This is a genomic window from Winogradskyella marina (assembly GCF_015645385.1).
GTDB classification, from domain to species: Bacteria; Bacteroidota; Bacteroidia; order Flavobacteriales; family Flavobacteriaceae; genus Winogradskyella; species Winogradskyella marina.
Genome location: NZ_JADOET010000022.1, coordinates 1 through 17,881, shown reverse-complemented (window position 1 = coordinate 17,881; position 17,881 = coordinate 1). Strand labels below are relative to the sequence as shown.

The window sequence follows — 17,881 nt, the reverse complement described above, 5'->3', positions numbered from 1 at the left end:
TTTAGAAATGGCAAGATTAACAAAGAAGCAAAAAGAAGCAAGAGCAAAGGTTGATAGTAACAAAACTTACTCTTTAGAAGAAGCTTCAGCTTTACTAAAAGAAATTACATACACAAAGTTTGATGCTTCTATCGATTTAGCAATCAGATTAGGTGTAGATCCACGTAAAGCCAATCAGATGGTTCGTGGTGTAGTTTCATTACCACACGGTACAGGTAAAGACATGAAGGTTCTTGCGTTAGTAACACCAGATAAAGAAGCAGAAGCTAAAGAAGCAGGCGCTGATTATGTTGGGTTAGATGAATACTTACAGAAAATTAAAGATGGTTGGACAGACGTTGACGTTATCGTTACTATGCCAAGCATTATGGGTAAGTTAGGACCATTAGGTAGAGTTTTAGGACCAAGAGGTCTTATGCCAAACCCTAAGACTGGAACAGTAACTATGGATGTAGCTAAAGCAGTTGCAGAAGTAAAAGCTGGTAAAATTGATTTTAAAGTAGATAAAACAGGTATTGTACATGCACCAATTGGTAAAGCATCGTTTGATACTGATAAGATTATTGGGAACGCTCAAGAATTATTGTCTACAATTATGAAGTTAAAACCAACTGCTTCAAAAGGAACTTATGTAAAGAGCATCTATATGTCTAGTACAATGAGTCCAAGTATAGCAGTTGATACAAAAATAGGATAGTAGTTAAACTTAGAATATTATGACAAGAGAAGAAAAATCCCAAGTAATTGAAGAGTTAACTGCTCAATTAGCAGATAATACAAATATCTATTTAGCAGATATTTCTGGATTAGATGCAGTAGCGACTTCAAATTTAAGAAGAGCATGTTTCAAGTCTAACATTAAGTTAGCTGTAGTTAAGAATACACTTTTAGAAAAAGCAATGGATGCATCGGAAAAAGATTTCGGTGACTTACCATCAACTTTAAAAGGTAATACGTCAGTAATGTATTCTGAAACTGGAAACGCTCCAGCCAAAGTAATTAAAGAATTCCGTAAAAAATCTGAAAAGCCTTTATTAAAAGGTGCTTTCATTGAGGAATCAATTTACGTTGGTGACGATTTACTAGATGCCTTAGTTGATATTAAGTCTAGAGAAGAACTTATTGGTGAAATTGTAGGATTACTACAATCTCCTGCTAAGAATGTTATCTCAGCACTTAAATCAGGTGGAGGAACCATTGCTGGTATCGTTAAAACATTATCTGAAAGAGAAGGATAATATTAGAATTACACAATAGAAAATTATTTATAACACACATTATTAAACAATAGAAAAATGGCAGATTTAAAAGATTTCGCAGAACAATTAGTTAACTTAACAGTAAAAGAAGTTAATGAATTAGCAACAATATTAAAAGATGAGTATGGTATCGAGCCTGCTGCTGCTGCAGTTGCAGTTGCTGCTGGTGGTGCTGGAGGTGGCGAAGCTGCTGAAGAGCAATCAGAATTCGATGTTATCTTAACTGGAGCAGGTGCTTCTAAGTTAGCTGTAGTAAAATTAGTTAAAGAATTAACTGGTTTAGGTTTAAAAGACGCTAAAGGTTTAGTTGATGATGCACCAAGCCCAATTAAGGAAGGTGTTGCAAAAGACGAAGCTGAAGCATTGAAAGCTCAGTTAGAAGAAGCTGGTGCTGAGGTAGAGCTTAAATAAGCTTACCATTCTACATTACAAGGTTTAGGTTTATCCCGCATTTTTTTGCGGGATAAGACTTAGACCATTTTATGTATATAAACGTTATATACATTTTTTAGTTTTTATTTATTAAAATCTCGTTCATCAATGTTAGCAAAAAAGGCTGAAAGAATTAATTTCTCTTCTATTGTAAATAGGACAGATTACCCAGACTTTTTGGATATCCAAATTAAATCCTTTCAGGATTTTTTCCAATTAGAAACAAAGTCAGAAGAAAGAGGTACAGAAGGTTTATACAACACCTTCATGGAGAACTTCCCAATTACAGATACACGTAATCAATTTGTATTAGAATTTTTAGATTACTTTATTGACCCACCAAGATATTCTATAGAAGAATGTATCGAAAGAGGATTAACTTACAGTGTGCCTTTAAAAGCAAGATTGAAGTTGTATTGTACAGATCCAGAGCATGAGGATTTCGAAACTATTGTTCAGGATGTATATTTAGGTACTATTCCCTATATGACACCAAGTGGTACATTTTGTATCAATGGTGCAGAACGTGTAGTTGTTTCTCAGTTACACAGATCACCAGGTGTATTCTTTAGCCAGTCTTTCCATGCAAATGGAACCAAGTTATATTCAGCAAGAGTTATTCCTTTTAAAGGATCTTGGATAGAATTTGCTACTGATATCAATCAAGTAATGTATGCTTATATTGATAGAAAGAAAAAATTACCTGTTACAACATTGTTTAGAGCTATCGGTTTTGAACGTGATAAAGACATTTTAGAGATTTTTGACCTTGCTGAAGAAGTTAAGGTTTCAAAATCTGGATTAAAGAAAGTTATCGGTCGTAAGTTAGCGGCACGTGTATTGAATACATGGCACGAGGATTTCGTTGATGAAGATACAGGTGAAGTGGTATCTATTGAGCGTAACGAAATTGTATTAGATCGTGACACTGAAATCGATAAAGATAATATTGAAGAAATTCTTGAAGCAGAAGTAAAAACTATTCTTTTACATAAAGAAAGTGCGCAACAAGGAGATTACGCAATTATTCACAATACATTACAGAAAGATCCAACAAACTCTGAAAAAGAAGCTGTTGAGCACATCTACCGTCAATTACGTAATGCTGAGCCGCCAGATGAGGAAACGGCTCGTGGTATTATTGACAAATTATTCTTTTCTGATCAACGTTACTCTCTTGGTGAAGTAGGTCGTTACAGAATGAACAAGAAACTACAGTTAGATATCGGAATGGACAAACAAGTGTTGACCAAAGAAGATATTATAACGATTATAAAATATTTAATTGAGTTAATTAACTCTAAAGCAGAGATCGATGATATTGACCACTTATCTAACCGTCGTGTACGTACAGTAGGTGAGCAGTTATCTTCTCAGTTTGGTGTTGGTTTAGCTCGTATGGCACGTACTATTCGTGAGCGTATGAACGTTCGTGATAACGAAGTATTTACACCAATCGATTTGATTAATGCAAAGACCTTATCGTCTGTAATTAATTCTTTCTTTGGTACGAATCAGCTATCTCAATTTATGGATCAAACGAATCCTTTGGCAGAGATTACGCATAAGCGTCGTCTTTCAGCTTTAGGACCAGGTGGTTTATCAAGAGAAAGAGCAGGTTTCGAGGTACGTGATGTTCACTATACACACTACGGACGTTTATGTCCTATTGAAACACCAGAAGGACCAAACATTGGTTTAATATCTTCTTTATCTGTATTTGCGAAAGTAAATTCAATGGGCTTCATTGAAACGCCTTACCGTAAAGTTGAGGAAGGTGTTGTAGATATTAAAAATACACCAACATATCTAAGTGCCGAAGAGGAAGAAGATATGTTAATTGCACAAGCAACAATTAATGTTGATGATGATGGTAAAATTTTAGCAGATAAAATTATCTCTCGTCAAGAAGGTGATTTTCCTGTTATCGACCCTGTAAATGTTAATTATACAGATGTTGCGCCAAACCAAATTGCATCGATTTCAGCATCTTTAATTCCATTCTTGGAGCATGATGATGCCAACCGTGCATTAATGGGATCTAACATGATGCGTCAGGCTGTACCATTATTACGTCCTGAAGCACCTATTGTTGGAACTGGTTTAGAGCGTCAAGTAGCGTCAGATTCTAGAGTATTAATTAATGCTGAAGGCGCTGGTACTGTTGAGTATGTAGATGCTCAAAAAATTACTATTAGATATGAACGTACTGAAGAAGCTGCAATGGTTAGCTTTGATAGTGACACAAAAACATATCCATTAGTAAAGTTTAGAAAAACTAACCAAGGAACGTCTATCAACTTAAAACCAATCGTAGAGAAAGGTGATAAAGTTGCAAAAGGACAAGTACTTTGTGAAGGTTATGCCACTGAAAACGGTGAATTAGCACTTGGTAGAAATATGAAAGTAGCCTTTATGCCTTGGAAAGGGTATAACTTTGAGGATGCGATTGTAATTTCTGAAAAAGTAGTTAGAGAAGATGTATTTACATCTATTCATATCGATGAATATTCATTAGAAGTTAGAGATACAAAATTAGGTAATGAAGAATTAACTAATGATATTCCTAACGTTTCTGAAGAAGCAACTAAAGATTTAGATGAAAATGGTATGATTCGCATTGGTGCGGAAATCAAACCAGGTGATATCTTAATTGGTAAGATTACTCCAAAAGGGGAATCAGATCCTACTCCAGAAGAAAAACTTCTTAGAGCTATCTTTGGTGATAAAGCAGGTGATGTAAAAGATGCCTCTTTAAAAGCATCTCCATCATTAAATGGTGTTGTTATCGATAAGAAATTATTTGCAAGAGCACTAAAGGATAAACGTAAGAGAGCTCAAGACAAAGAAGATATCGAAAAGTTAGAAGATGCTTACGATAAAAGATTTGACGATCTTAAGAATATTGTTGTTGAAAAATTATTCAATATTGTTAACGGAAAAACAGCTCAAGGTATTTATAACGATTTAGGTGAAGAAATTATACCTAAAGGTAAAAAGTATACCTTAAAGATGTTAAATGCTGTTGATGACTATACGCACTTAACTTCAGGAAAATGGACAACTGATGACCATACTAATGAACTTGTTGCAGATTTAATCCACAACTATAAGATTAAAGAAAATGATCTTCAGGGATCATTAAGACGTGAGAAGTTTACAATTTCTGTTGGTGATGAACTTCCTGCAGGTATTATTAAATTAGCTAAAGTTTATATCGCTAAGAAACGTAAACTTAAAGTTGGTGATAAAATGGCAGGGCGTCACGGAAACAAAGGTATTGTTGCTCGTATCGTTCGTCAAGAAGATATGCCTTTCCTAGAGGATGGAACGCCTGTTGATATTGTATTAAATCCACTTGGTGTACCGTCTCGTATGAATATTGGTCAAATCTATGAAACTGTTTTAGGTTGGGCTGGTAAAGATTTAGGTAAAAAGTATGCAACGCCAATTTTCGATGGTGCTACTTTAGATCAAATTAATGGCTATACAGATGAAGCAGGTATTCCAAGATTTGGACATACGTATCTTTATGATGGTGGAACAGGAGATCGTTTTGATCAACCAGCAACAGTTGGTGTGATTTATATGATTAAGCTTGGTCACATGATTGACGATAAAATGCACGCACGTTCTATAGGACCGTACTCATTAATTACGCAACAACCATTAGGTGGTAAAGCACAATTTGGTGGACAACGTTTTGGTGAAATGGAAGTTTGGGCACTTGAAGCTTATGGAGCATCAAGTACACTACGTGAGATCTTAACTGTAAAATCAGATGATGTTATTGGTAGAGCAAAAACTTACGAAGCAATCGTTAAGGGTGAGCCAATGCCAGAACCAGGACTACCAGAATCATTCAACGTACTTATGCACGAATTGAAAGGTTTAGGATTAGATATAAGATTGGAGGAATAATTTTGAATAAATTATTCCGTACAGACAAGTCGCGATTTGTCTGTACAACGCGAAAATTTTTCGCAACAATCGAAAAAAACACAGGGCAGTTTGCAAAAACTGCCTAAACAACAAAAATAACATGGCAAGAAGACAAGATAAAAATACAGTTCAGAAATTTAACAAAATTTCTATCGGTTTAGCGTCACCTGAATCTGTTTTAGGAGCATCTCGAGGTGAAGTATTAAAGCCAGAAACTATTAATTATCGAACACACAAACCAGAAAGAGATGGTTTGTTCTGTGAGCGTATTTTTGGTCCTGTAAAGGATTTTGAATGTGCTTGTGGAAAATATAAAAGAATACGTTACAAAGGTATTGTATGTGACCGTTGTGGTGTAGAAGTAACAGAAAAGAAAGTACGTAGAGATCGTGTTGGTCATATTAATTTAGTAGTACCTGTAGCACATATCTGGTATTTCCGTTCGTTACCAAATAAAATAGGTTACCTTCTTGGATTACCATCTAAGAAATTAGATATGATTATCTATTATGAGCGTTATGTGGTTATTCAACCAGGTATTGCTATGAATGCTGAAGGTGAGCCAATTCAAAAAATGGATTTCTTAACGGAAGAAGAATATTTAAATATTCTTGAAACAATTCCTCAAGAAAACCAATATTTAGACGATACAGACCCTAATAAATTCATCGCTAAGATGGGTGCTGAGTGTCTTATCGATTTATTAGCTAGAATTGATTTAGATCAATTATCTTATGATTTAAGACATAAAGCTAATAACGAAACGTCTAAGCAACGTAAAACAGAAGCTTTAAAACGTTTACAAGTTGTTGAAGCGTTTAGAGATTCTAACGAAAATAGAGAGAACAGACCAGAGTGGATGATTATGAAGGCTGTGCCTGTAATTCCACCAGAATTAAGACCATTAGTGCCTTTAGATGGTGGTCGTTTTGCAACCTCTGATTTAAATGATTTATACCGTCGTGTAATTATCCGTAACAACCGTCTTAAAAGATTGGTTGAGATAAAAGCACCAGAAGTTATTTTACGTAATGAAAAACGTATGTTACAAGAATCAGTAGATTCATTGTTTGATAACACACGTAAGTCATCTGCAGTAAAAACAGATTCTAATAGACCATTAAAATCATTATCAGATTCACTTAAAGGTAAGCAAGGACGTTTCCGTCAAAACTTACTAGGTAAGCGTGTTGATTATTCTGCACGTTCTGTAATTGTTGTTGGACCAGAATTGAAATTATTCGAATGTGGATTGCCAAAAGATATGGCGGCAGAACTTTATAAGCCTTTCGTAATTAGAAAACTAATTGAAAGAGGTATTGTAAAAACTGTAAAATCTGCAAAGAAAATTATAGATAGAAAAGAACCTGTAGTTTGGGATATCTTAGAGAATGTTTTAAAAGGACATCCAGTGCTTTTAAATCGTGCTCCTACGTTACACAGGCTTGGTATTCAGGCTTTTCAACCTAAACTTATTGAAGGTAAAGCAATTCAGTTACACCCATTAGTATGTACGGCCTTTAATGCCGATTTCGATGGTGACCAGATGGCGGTGCATTTACCATTAGGACCAGAAGCTATTCTAGAATGTCAGTTGTTAATGTTGGCTTCACATAATATATTGAACCCAGCAAATGGGTCTCCAGTAACTGTACCTTCTCAGGATATGGTTCTTGGTTTATATTATATGACTAAACTTAAAAAAACAACGTCAGAGGTTATAGTAAAAGGTGAAGGTTTAACATTCTATTCTCCAGAAGAAGTGAATATCGCTTATAATGAGAAGAGAGTTGACCTTAATGCTGGAATTAAAGTAAGAACAACAGATTTTAATGAAGAAGGAGAGTTAACAACTCAAATTATTGAAACTACAGTAGGTCGTGTACTTTTCAACGAAAAAGTACCTGAAGCTGCTGGATATATAAATGAAGTTTTAACTAAAAAATCATTAAGAGAAATTATTCACGGTATTCTTAAAAAGACAAGTGTACCTGAAACAGCTGATTTCTTAGATGAGATTAAAACTTTAGGTTATAAGTTTGCATTCCAAGGTGGATTATCATTTAGTTTAGGTGATATTATTATTCCATCAGAAAAACAAGGAATGATCGATGCTGCTAACAAGCAAGTTGATGGTATTATGGGTAACTATAATATGGGACTTATTACTAATAACGAACGTTATAACCAAGTTATTGATATTTGGACATCTACAAATGCTGAGTTGACAGAATTGTCTATGAAGCGTATCCGAGAAGATCAACAAGGATTTAACTCGGTGTTTATGATGCTAGATTCTGGTGCAAGGGGTTCTAAAGAACAAATTCGTCAGTTAACTGGTATGCGTGGATTAATGGCTAAGCCTAAAAAATCTAATGCAGGTGGTGGTGAAATTATTGAAAATCCAATTCTTTCTAACTTTAAGGAAGGACTTTCAATTTTAGAATACTTTATCTCTACTCACGGTGCACGTAAAGGACTTGCAGATACGGCGCTTAAAACTGCCGATGCTGGTTACTTAACACGTCGTTTAGTAGATGTGTCACAAGATGTAATTGTATACGAAGAAGATTGTGGTACATTAAGAGGAATCGAAGTTTCAGCACTTAAGAAAAACGAAGAAATCGTTGAGAGTTTAGAAGGAAGAATTGTGGGTAGAACATCATTAAATGATGTTTATGATCCTTTAACAGAAGAATTATTAGTAGAAGCTGGTGGTCATATTAATGACGCTATTGCTAAGAAAATTGGTGATTCGCCTTTAGATTCTATCGAAGTACGTTCTCCATTATCTTGTGAAGCTAAAAAAGGAATTTGTGTTAGTTGTTACGGTCGTAACCTTGCTACTGGTAAAATGGTACAAAGAGGTGAAGCTGTTGGTGTAGTTGCAGCTCAGTCAATTGGTGAGCCAGGTACTCAGTTAACATTACGTACATTCCACGTAGGTGGTATTGCGGGTAACATTTCTGAAGATAACAAGTTAACAGTTAAGTTTGATGGTATTGCAGAAATCGAAGATTTAAAAACTGTAAAATCTAAAGACAGTGAAGGAAAAGAAGTAGATGTTGTTATTTCTAGAACTTCTGAACTTAAGTTAGTAGATGCTAAAACAGGAATTGTTTTAAGTACAAATAATATCCCTTATGGTTCATTTATTTATGTGAAACCAGGAGATAAATTGAAGAAAAACGATGTAGTGTGTCAATGGGATCCTTATAATGGTGTAATTATATCTGAATTTGCTGGTCAAGTGAAGTATGAAAACATTGAACAAGGGGTTACATATCAAGTAGAGATTGATGAACAAACAGGTTTCCAAGAGAAAGTAATTTCTGAATCTAGAAACAAGAAGTTAATCCCAACCTTATTAATTGTAGATAAGAAAGGAGAAACAATACGTTCATACAATTTACCTGTAGGAGCACACATTATGATTGATGATGGTGATAAAATTGAAATCGGTAAGGTTTTAGTTAAAATACCTCGTAAATCTGCAAAAGCAGGTGATATTACCGGTGGTCTTCCTCGTGTAACAGAATTATTTGAAGCACGTAACCCTTCTAATCCTGCTGTTGTAAGTGAGATTGATGGTGTAGTTTCATTTGGAAAGATTAAACGTGGTAACCGTGAAATTATAATTGAATCTAAATTAGGTGAGGTTAAGAAATACTTAGTTAAATTATCGAATCAAATTCTTGTTCAAGAAAATGATTATGTAAAAGCTGGTATGCCGTTATCTGATGGTTCAATTACACCAAATGATATTCTTAACATTAAAGGCCCATCTGCGGTTCAACAATACTTAGTAAATGAAGTACAAGAAGTATATCGTTTACAAGGTGTGAAAATTAATGATAAGCACTTCGAAGTTGTTGTTAGACAAATGATGCGTAAAGTTAGAATTATAGATTCTGGTGATACTATTTTCTTAGAAAACCAATTAGTTCATAAATCAGATTTCATTGAAGAAAATGATAAGATTTTCGGAATGAAAGTAGTTGAAGATGCTGGTGATTCTGAGAATTTAAAATCAGGTCAAATTGTAACCGTTAGAGCGTTAAGAGATGAAAACTCTAGCTTACGTAGAGAAGATAAGAATCTTGTAACAGCAAGAGATGCTAGTCCTGCGACTGCAACTCCAATATTACAAGGTATTACTAGAGCTTCATTACAAACTAAGTCATTTATTTCAGCCGCATCGTTCCAGGAAACTACAAAGGTTCTTAACGAAGCAGCAGTAAATGGTAAAGTTGATTCACTAGAAGGACTTAAAGAAAATGTAATTGTTGGACATAGAATTCCAGCAGGTACAGGTGTTAGAGAATACGATAACATCATTGTAGGTTCTAGAGAAGAGTTTAATGAAATGATGAAAGCTAAAGAAGAGATGAACTTCAACTAGTAATTGTCATTCCTGCGAAATCGAAGATTCACGAATTCATTAATTTTGAATGGCAAATCAATGAGTAAGGCAGGAATCTATAAAAAAATAAAGCCTTCAAGCATTAATTTGCATGAAGGCTTTTTTATTTCACACAACCTGCGAGGTTTCAAATACCTAACAGGTATTAAATTAAAAAAAAAATCCGACTTCCAAGTTTTGGAGGCATAAACAAATTTAAGATGGCAGACGATAAAAAGAACCCAAACAATAAAAAGGGACAAATAAATATAGAATTAGACGAAAAAGTAGCAGAAGGGACCTATTCTAACTTAGCGATAATTAATCATTCTGTTTCAGAATTTGTGGTCGATTTTGTGAGTATTATGCCTGGTACGCCAAAGAGCAAAGTAAAGTCTAGAATAATATTAACCCCACAGCACGCAAAACGATTATTAAAAGCCTTAGGTGAGAATGTGACACGTTTTGAAAACGCCCATGGTGAAATTAAAGATTACGAGCAACCTCCAATCCCATTGAATTTTGGTCCAACCGGACAAGCTTAGATAGAGTTACATTATATAATACTATTAGATATAAAAAAACCTTTGAATTATACATTCAAAGGTTTTTCTGTTTAGTTCACTATTAAAATTTAAGCCACTTCCTTAGTGTTTAAATGATATTTTAAAGCTCCAGAAGGGCATTTGTTAATCTGCTTGATAATTACATCAGTTTGGGCACCTTCTAAATCAATCCAGGGAATCACAGAGCTTCTGAAAACACTTGATAATTGTTTTGCACAGAATCCTGCATTTGTACAGCAACGAGGTGCATAGGTTACAGTAATCTTACTGTTACTGAAAACGTTTTCGTTATTATCCATAATAAGTAGATTAGTTTGGGGTTAATCTTAATTTTATACTATTGCTAGTGTAGTAAATTTAAATAATATGCGACTAAAATACAAAAAACTTCGATAAAGTGCGATGTATTTTAACGTATACATCAAAAATTACCACACTTCTTATTCAAATTCAGAGGTCATATGAAACGTAATACTTGGGTACTTTTGCTGAGTCATTTGTAAAGAAAACATAGAATCTGCTAAAAATACCAATTGATCTTTTTTGTCTCTAGCTAGGAAACGTTGTTTGACACGTAAAAACTCTTTAAATTCTTCACTTTTTTCATCGTCAGTTTCAACCCAACACGCTTTATGCACATTCACGTTTTCGTATGTACATTTTGCACCATACTCATGTTCTAGTCGGTATTGAATCACTTCATACTGTAGTGCACCTACTGTTCCTATTACTTTTCTACCGTTTAAATCTAATGTAAATAATTGCGCAACTCCTTCATCCATCAACTGATCTATACCTTTGTAAAGTTGTTTAGACTTCATTGGGTCTGCATTATTAATATACCTAAAATGCTCTGGAGAAAAACTAGGAACACCTTTATAATTCAGTATTTCACCTTCAGTTAAAGTGTCTCCTATTTTAAAACTTCCTGTGTCTTGCAGTCCAACGATATCACCTGGATACGAAATATCTACAATTTCTTTCTTTTCTGCGAAAAAAGCATTTGGACTCGAGAACTTTAATTTTTTATTGTGTCTTACATGAAGATATGGAGTATTTCGTTTGAACTCTCCTGAAACAATTTTAATAAATGCTAATCTATTACGGTGATTTGGATCCATGTTAGCATGAATTTTAAATACAAAACCACTAAACTCGTTTTCATCTGGTTGTACCAAACGCTCTTCACTATGTTTTGGTCTAGGTTTCGGCGCAATATCTACAAAACAATCTAATAGTTCTCTTACACCAAAATTGTTTAATGCCGATCCAAAAAATACAGGTTGTTGCTCACCATTTAAATAGTCTTCTTTATTGAAGTTAGGATAAATACCTTCAACTAACTCTATTTCTTCTCGTAATGTATTTGCGGCTTTTTCACCAACTAGATTATCTAATTCTGAAGATGCTAAATCTGAAACCTCTATAGTTTCTTCAATATCTTTTCGACTATCACCAGAGAATAAATTAATGTTCTTTTCCCAAATGTTGTAAATCCCTTTAAAGTCGTAACCCATTCCTATTGGGAAACTTAATGGCACCACTTTTAAACCTAATTTTTGTTCAATTTCATCTAATAGGTCAAAAGCGTCTTTACCTTCTCTATCCATTTTATTAATGAAAACAATCATAGGAATGTTTCGCATTCTACAAACTTCAACCAATTTTTCAGTTTGTTCCTCAACACCTTTGGCGACATCAATTACGACAATTACACTATCTACAGCAGTTAAAGTTCTAAAGGTGTCTTCTGCAAAATCCTTGTGACCAGGAGTATCTAGAATATTAATTTTAATACCATTATATTCAAAAGCTAAAACAGAAGTTGCTACAGAAATCCCACGCTGACGCTCAATTTCCATAAAATCACTGGTTGCACCTTTTTTTATCTTATTACTTTTTACAGCGCCAGCTTCTTGTATCGCTCCACCAAACAGAAGTAGTTTTTCTGTTAATGTTGTTTTACCAGCATCTGGGTGCGAAATGATTCCGAAGGTGCGTCGTCTGTTTATTTCTTTTAAAAAGCTCATAAATTGAATTAAAAAATCGAGTGCAAATATAGGAGTATAATAAGATAAATTATAGTACCGTAATAATTATATAAGCTATTGAAACTATTCTTGAATAAACATTATAACACTTAACAATGAATTAATCTTTTAAATAGGTACATGCAATTCGTTTTGAGAATAATCAAATTTAAAATTTTTAAAAGCTATGTGCAATAATCATTTTCATTTAAAAGAGAAGTCTTAATACAATTTGATTTCGAGATAACAATTATAATTTTTTGCAGAAGTAATTTAATTACTAATAAAGCGTGTTTTAGTGGGTTGGTCCTAAGGAGTTTATCTTATAGATTTGAAAATCTTACTAAGGAATAAAAATGTAAGAAAATGACTAACTATAAAATGAAATATTGTCATCAATTAGCCTCATGCACATAAAGCTAATTTTAGTTAGATTTAAAGTATTGAATAACAATTGGTTGTGTGTGGTTAGAGATGGTTTGCGTTTATTGATCTAAGTAACAAGTCTACTACACACATTGTTATTTAATCTGATCTAAAGTTGATATGATTAATTTTCTCTAGAATTTGTAGGAAAAAACATCAGTTTGTAGAGAATTTACCTCTTAAGTGTTAAAATAATATGTATTTCATCTAAAAATCAGGTAGATAAAAAAATTACAACTTTTTTATGTTAAATTTAATTAAATATTCATTGAAACTAACATTTTATTGAGGATAACTCTTCGATATGCGCTTATTTAACATTAATTAACAAAATAATGGTTGTTTTTTAACAATTACCTTGTGTTCCTTTTATTTGTCATTACGACGTTTTTATAGTTATAAAGAAAAATACAAGCGTTAGCTTTTAATGAAATGGTTTATTCAAAAGTATAGACTACTACTGCCTACGATCCCATTTTAGATATTAATCTTATATACCCAAATTATGAATGTACCGAACTATCTTCTAATAAGTTTTAAGAGATTTTACATTCTTGTAAAGTCTTATTTGTCGTTAATCCTTTTAGGGTTGTTGCTATGCTCGTTCTCGAGTAATAAGAATTATATTTCGTCTAATTATTTTGATGATTATTTTAATCCTGTCAATATCCCATGTAATACTGACGTTCCTGTACCTATTACCGAATTAAATTATTCTGATCTTGAAGTAACTTCAAGCACATCGGGCTTATGTCTTATAGGGTGTGGTATTAATAATGAGGACAATTTAATAGATGGAGATGATAGTAATTATACGTCTGTTAATACAGTTGTAGGATTAGGTGTAACTCATACCTTAAAAGTTACAGACAATACTACAGACGAATTTTATTCGGCAGGTAGTTTTGCTGGGTTTTTTATAGAAAATGCTTCTGTTGTTCAAGTCGATTTATTTGATGGAATTGTAATTCGAACGTATTTAAACGGTGTTGAGCAAGAATCAAACACGAGTAGTGCATTAGTGTCAATTAATAGTGATTTATTGGCAAATGATCAATACTATGTTGGTTTTGATACCACACTAGATTTCGATGCGATAGAAATTTCAATATCAAGTTTTTTAGGTGTTGCTTCGTCAACAAGAGTGTTTCACGCTGTAGTTAATAGTTTTTGTGAAGGTCCAGCTTTAGAATGTAATACGCCAACTAGGTTAGCTAAACCTGATTTTCCTGCCAAAATTGTTCAAGAACGCACTGGATTCGGTGGTGCTTTAAGTGTTGGGAATGTAAATGAAGCCGACGCGGCAGTAGATTCAAATGCAAATTCATATGCAAGTATAAATTTTGCTTTAGGTGTTTTAGCTTCAGGAAGTTTGTCTATAAAGGATGAATTATCCGATTATCCTGCGATGACCTATGCTGGTTTTGATATTGAGAATTCCTCTGTTTTAAATTTAAACCTATTGGATGGGATTACTATTTCAACCTATTTAGATGGGGCATTTCAAGAGAGTAAAACCGGTAGTTCAGAGCTTTTATCGGTAGATAGTGCACTATTATTATCTGGTTCAGAACGTTCTCAAGTCGGTTTTGTATCTAACCTTCCTTTCGATGAAGTGCAATTGACAATTAACCAAACTGTTTCTTTAGATTTAGGAAGTACTAAAGTCTATGGATTAATATTAGAGTCATTTTGCGAAGGTGAATTAGAATGTAGTACTTCCACGGTTTTAAACAACCCATCACAACCGGTTATTATTAATAATGGTAACACTGGTGTTGATGGTGTTGCATGTGTTGGTTGTGAGGTTGATGAAGCTTCGAATGTTATTAGTGAAAGTAATTCTGATTTTGCACAGATCAACATTATAGCTGGTGTTGCCAATACGGCCTGAATTTCAGTATTAAATGTATTGGAGTCTTACCCAGCAGGATCAAAGGCAGGTTTTGTAATCAGAGATACGAATGATTTGCTTGAACTCGATTTGTTAAACTCAATAACATTGACAACATATCTAGATGGTGTGGTTCAAGAATCTCAAACATCGAGCGGTTTACTAGCACTTGAAGCATTAGGATTGGTAAGTATTACACCTTCTAGTACAGATGGTTTTTATTTAATAGGATTTGAAACGGCTTTAGAATATGATGAAATACAAATAACTGTTGGAGCTTTAGCTGCAGTAATTAATAGTATCGAAGTTTACGGAAGCTATGTAGATACAACTATTCAAGTTGAAGCCACTGTTGTAAATGAATCCACTTTAGGCCTTTCGGATGGTGAGTTGTCTATAACTGTATCTGGCGGAACACCACCATATTCTTATGCGTGGAGTCCGGGAGGTGAAACTTCAGATGCTATTACTGGTTTAGCACCTGGCATATATTCTGTTACCGTGACAGACGCTTTAGACTGTGAGACAACAGCAGAATTTATAGTATATACCGAGGGTGTTCAATACCCAGTGCCTTGTAACACCGAAAACCCTGTCCCAATTACGGCTGCTGGTTTTACGGATTTGAGTATCACTAAAGACACGTCAGGAGTTTGTGTTTTGGGATGTGGTGTAGTAAATGAAAATAATATTATTGATGCGAATGATAGTAATTATGCAACCGTATCGACCTTAGTAGGTTTAGGAGTTACACATACGCTAACAACCACAGATGAAACCGTTGACGAATTTTTTGAAGGTGGTGGTTATGCAGGATACTTAATAGAGAATAGTTCTATTTTACAAGCCGATTTACTAGATGCTATTGCTGTAAAAACGTATTTAGATGGTGTTGAGCAAGAATCACAAACGAGCACATCTTTAGCAGTTATTAATAGTACCTTGTTAGGAGGAGATCAATATTATGTTGGTTTTTATACCACCATGGATTATGATGCTGTGGAGATTTCTATTTCAAGTTTATTGAATGTCCTATCTGAAACTCATGTATATCATGCGGTAACCAATAGGTTTTGTGAAGGTCCTGATTTAGCTTGTAATACACCAACAGCATTAACAAAACCAGATTTTCCTGTAAGAATAGTAGATGAGCATACTGGAACAGGAGGTTTATTAGGTGTGGGTAGTGTTAACAATACAGAAAACCTTTTCGACGCTAATGCCGGTAACTATGCCACTATCGATCTTTTGGCAGGCGTTGCTGCTTCTGCATCCTTAGCCGTTAAAGATGAGTTGACGGATTATCCAGCGACAACCTATGCTGGTTTCGATATAGAAAATGCTAGCTTATTAAATACGCAATTATTTGACGCAATCACTATAAGCACGTATTTAGATGGTGCACTGGTAGAATCACGAACAGGTACAACAGAATTAGTTCCTGTAAATTCAGGTGTATTACTTACAGGAAATGAAGCCGTAAGAATTGGCTTTGTAACAACGTCTCCTTTTGATGAAGTACAAATTTCACTATCGCAATTAGTATCTTTAAATTTAGGTAGTACGAGAGTTTATAATATGGTACTCGAAAGATTTTGTCCTGGAACAATTGATTGTGAGTCGCCGTATGTCTTATCTAATCCTAATGATTCTGTGATAATCAATAATAACAGAACAGGAACGGAAGGAATAGCTTGTGTAGCTTGTGAGGTAGATAATTCACAGAACGTAATTTCCGATGATGGTAGTGATTTTGCACTAATAAATATAGTTGCAGGTGTTGCTTCAACAGCTTCTATTTCGGTTCAAGATGTGCTTTTAGATTATCCTTCTGGGACGCAAGCAGGATTTGTAATTAGAGATACGAATGATTTGTTGCAAGTAGATCTACTAAATTCTATTACCCTGACGACCTATCTTGATGGTGTTCAGCAAGAACAAAAAACCGCAGGTAATTTATTGGCTTTAGAAGCTCTAGGTTTAATAACTATTACACCTACTACAACCGATGGGTTATATATTGTTGCGTTTAATACTACCATGAGTTTTGATGAAGTTCAAATCACAATTGCATCATTGGCTAGTGTAATTAATTCTATCGAAATCTATGGAGGTTATGTTGATGCGACAAATTCTAATTTGTGTGATACTGCGAATATTGCTGTAATTAAAACGGTAGAATTTAATGATGAAAATGCGGATGGATTTGCTGATGTAGGAGAGACTTTGACTTATAACTTTACAGTAACAAATGAGGGTAGTGTAGATTTATCCACAGTAGTATTAACGGATGCTATGTTGGGAGGTGAATTAACTTTGGTTTCTGGCGATACAGATGGTGATAATGAACTCGATGTTGATGAAATATGGTTATATACAGCAAACTATACGTTAACACAAGCTGATGTCGATGCTGGTTCAGTTAGTAATCAAGCCAATATAACATCTATTAATGGCGATGATGGAACAGAAGAAAACGACCTTTCTGATGATGATTCTGTTTTAGAAGATGATTTCACGGTAATTGAATTTCCTCAAAGAGCCGGAATAGCAGTGATAAAAACAGGAGTTTTTAATGATGAAAACAGTAATGGCTACGCCAACATAGGAGAAACCATTACCTACAATTTCACAGTTACCAATCAAGGACAAACCACTATAACAGATGTTGTTCTTACAGATGATATGTTAGGAGGAGAACTTACACTAGCATCAGGAGACGATAACGGAGATAACATTTTGGATGTCGATGAAGTTTGGTTGTACGCAGCAAGTTATACTATTACACAAGCCGATATTGATGCAGGCATTGTTAGTAACCAAGCCCTCGTTACCGGAACAAGTAGTCTAGATGGATCAACCTTAGAAGATTTATCCGATGATGATACCGTGTTCGAAGATGATATAACAGATACGGAATTGCCATTAGA

General features: G+C 34.3%; 10 protein-coding genes. 8 read left to right on the top strand and 2 right to left on the bottom strand.

The features are described 5' to 3' along the window. Positions 1 to 7: 7 nt before the first annotated feature. From rplA to ITJ86_RS16275, 6 genes are all read left to right on the top strand, one after another. Entirely contained in the window at positions 8 to 697 is a 690-nt protein-coding gene (gene rplA / locus ITJ86_RS16300; RefSeq protein WP_195872723.1) for a 50S ribosomal protein L1, read from the top strand. Between the two features lie 19 nt (positions 698 to 716). After that, a complete protein-coding gene (gene rplJ / locus ITJ86_RS16295) occupies positions 717 to 1,238 on the top strand; it encodes a 50S ribosomal protein L10 (protein WP_195872722.1) in 522 nt (173 codons plus the stop codon). A gap of 57 nt (positions 1,239 to 1,295) precedes the next feature. Continuing rightward, entirely contained in the window at positions 1,296 to 1,670 is a 375-nt protein-coding gene (gene rplL, locus ITJ86_RS16290; RefSeq protein WP_195872721.1) for a 50S ribosomal protein L7/L12, read from the top strand. A 129-nt stretch (positions 1,671 to 1,799) separates the two neighbouring features. Next, positions 1,800 to 5,612: a DNA-directed RNA polymerase subunit beta gene (gene rpoB, locus ITJ86_RS16285; RefSeq protein WP_195872720.1), complete on the top strand. Its 3,813-nt coding sequence runs from the start codon at positions 1,800 to 1,802 to the stop codon at positions 5,610 to 5,612. A gap of 121 nt (positions 5,613 to 5,733) precedes the next feature. After that, positions 5,734 to 10,035: a DNA-directed RNA polymerase subunit beta' gene (gene rpoC, locus ITJ86_RS16280; protein WP_195872719.1), complete on the top strand. Its 4,302-nt coding sequence runs from the start codon at positions 5,734 to 5,736 to the stop codon at positions 10,033 to 10,035. A gap of 221 nt (positions 10,036 to 10,256) precedes the next feature. Further along, entirely contained in the window at positions 10,257 to 10,580 is a 324-nt protein-coding gene (locus tag ITJ86_RS16275; RefSeq protein WP_195872718.1) for a DUF3467 domain-containing protein, read from the top strand. A gap of 89 nt (positions 10,581 to 10,669) precedes the next feature. On the opposite strand, the gene ITJ86_RS16270 is transcribed toward ITJ86_RS16275, so the two are convergent. Further along, positions 10,670 to 10,900 carry a (4Fe-4S)-binding protein gene (locus ITJ86_RS16270; protein WP_195872717.1) on the bottom strand — a complete coding sequence of 77 codons (231 nt, stop codon included), beginning with the start codon at positions 10,898 to 10,900 and terminating at the stop codon, positions 10,670 to 10,672. Between the two features lie 141 nt (positions 10,901 to 11,041). Next, a complete protein-coding gene (locus ITJ86_RS16265) occupies positions 11,042 to 12,631 on the bottom strand; it encodes a peptide chain release factor 3 (protein ID WP_195872716.1) in 1,590 nt (529 codons plus the stop codon). Positions 12,632 to 13,625: 994 nt separating this feature from the next. Between ITJ86_RS16265 and ITJ86_RS16260 the strand changes: the two genes are divergently transcribed. After that, positions 13,626 to 14,951, top strand: coding sequence for a hypothetical protein (locus tag ITJ86_RS16260; RefSeq protein ID WP_195872715.1), 1,326 nt, complete (start codon positions 13,626 to 13,628; stop codon positions 14,949 to 14,951). Positions 14,952 to 15,059: 108 nt separating this feature from the next. Further along, positions 15,060 to 17,881: SprB repeat-containing protein (locus tag ITJ86_RS16255; protein ID WP_195872714.1), on the top strand; the 2,822-nt coding region annotated here is incomplete at its 3' end.

Bases quoted from the DNA above. Each gene is read 5' to 3' on its own strand.
- rplL (WP_195872721.1), top strand. From the start codon at position 1,296: ATGGCAGATTTAAAAGATTTCGCAGAACAATTAGTTAACTTAACAGTA.
- rpoB (WP_195872720.1), top strand. From the start codon at position 1,800: ATGTTAGCAAAAAAGGCTGAAAGAATTAATTTCTCTTCTATTGTAAAT.
- ITJ86_RS16270 (WP_195872717.1), bottom strand. From the start codon at position 10,900: ATGGATAATAACGAAAACGTTTTCAGTAACAGTAAGATTACTGTAACC.
- ITJ86_RS16275 (WP_195872718.1), top strand. From the start codon at position 10,257: ATGGCAGACGATAAAAAGAACCCAAACAATAAAAAGGGACAAATAAAT.
- ITJ86_RS16265 (WP_195872716.1), bottom strand. From the start codon at position 12,631: ATGAGCTTTTTAAAAGAAATAAACAGACGACGCACCTTCGGAATCATT.
- rplA (WP_195872723.1), top strand. From the start codon at position 8: ATGGCAAGATTAACAAAGAAGCAAAAAGAAGCAAGAGCAAAGGTTGAT.
- rpoC (WP_195872719.1), top strand. From the start codon at position 5,734: ATGGCAAGAAGACAAGATAAAAATACAGTTCAGAAATTTAACAAAATT.
- rplJ (WP_195872722.1), top strand. From the start codon at position 717: ATGACAAGAGAAGAAAAATCCCAAGTAATTGAAGAGTTAACTGCTCAA.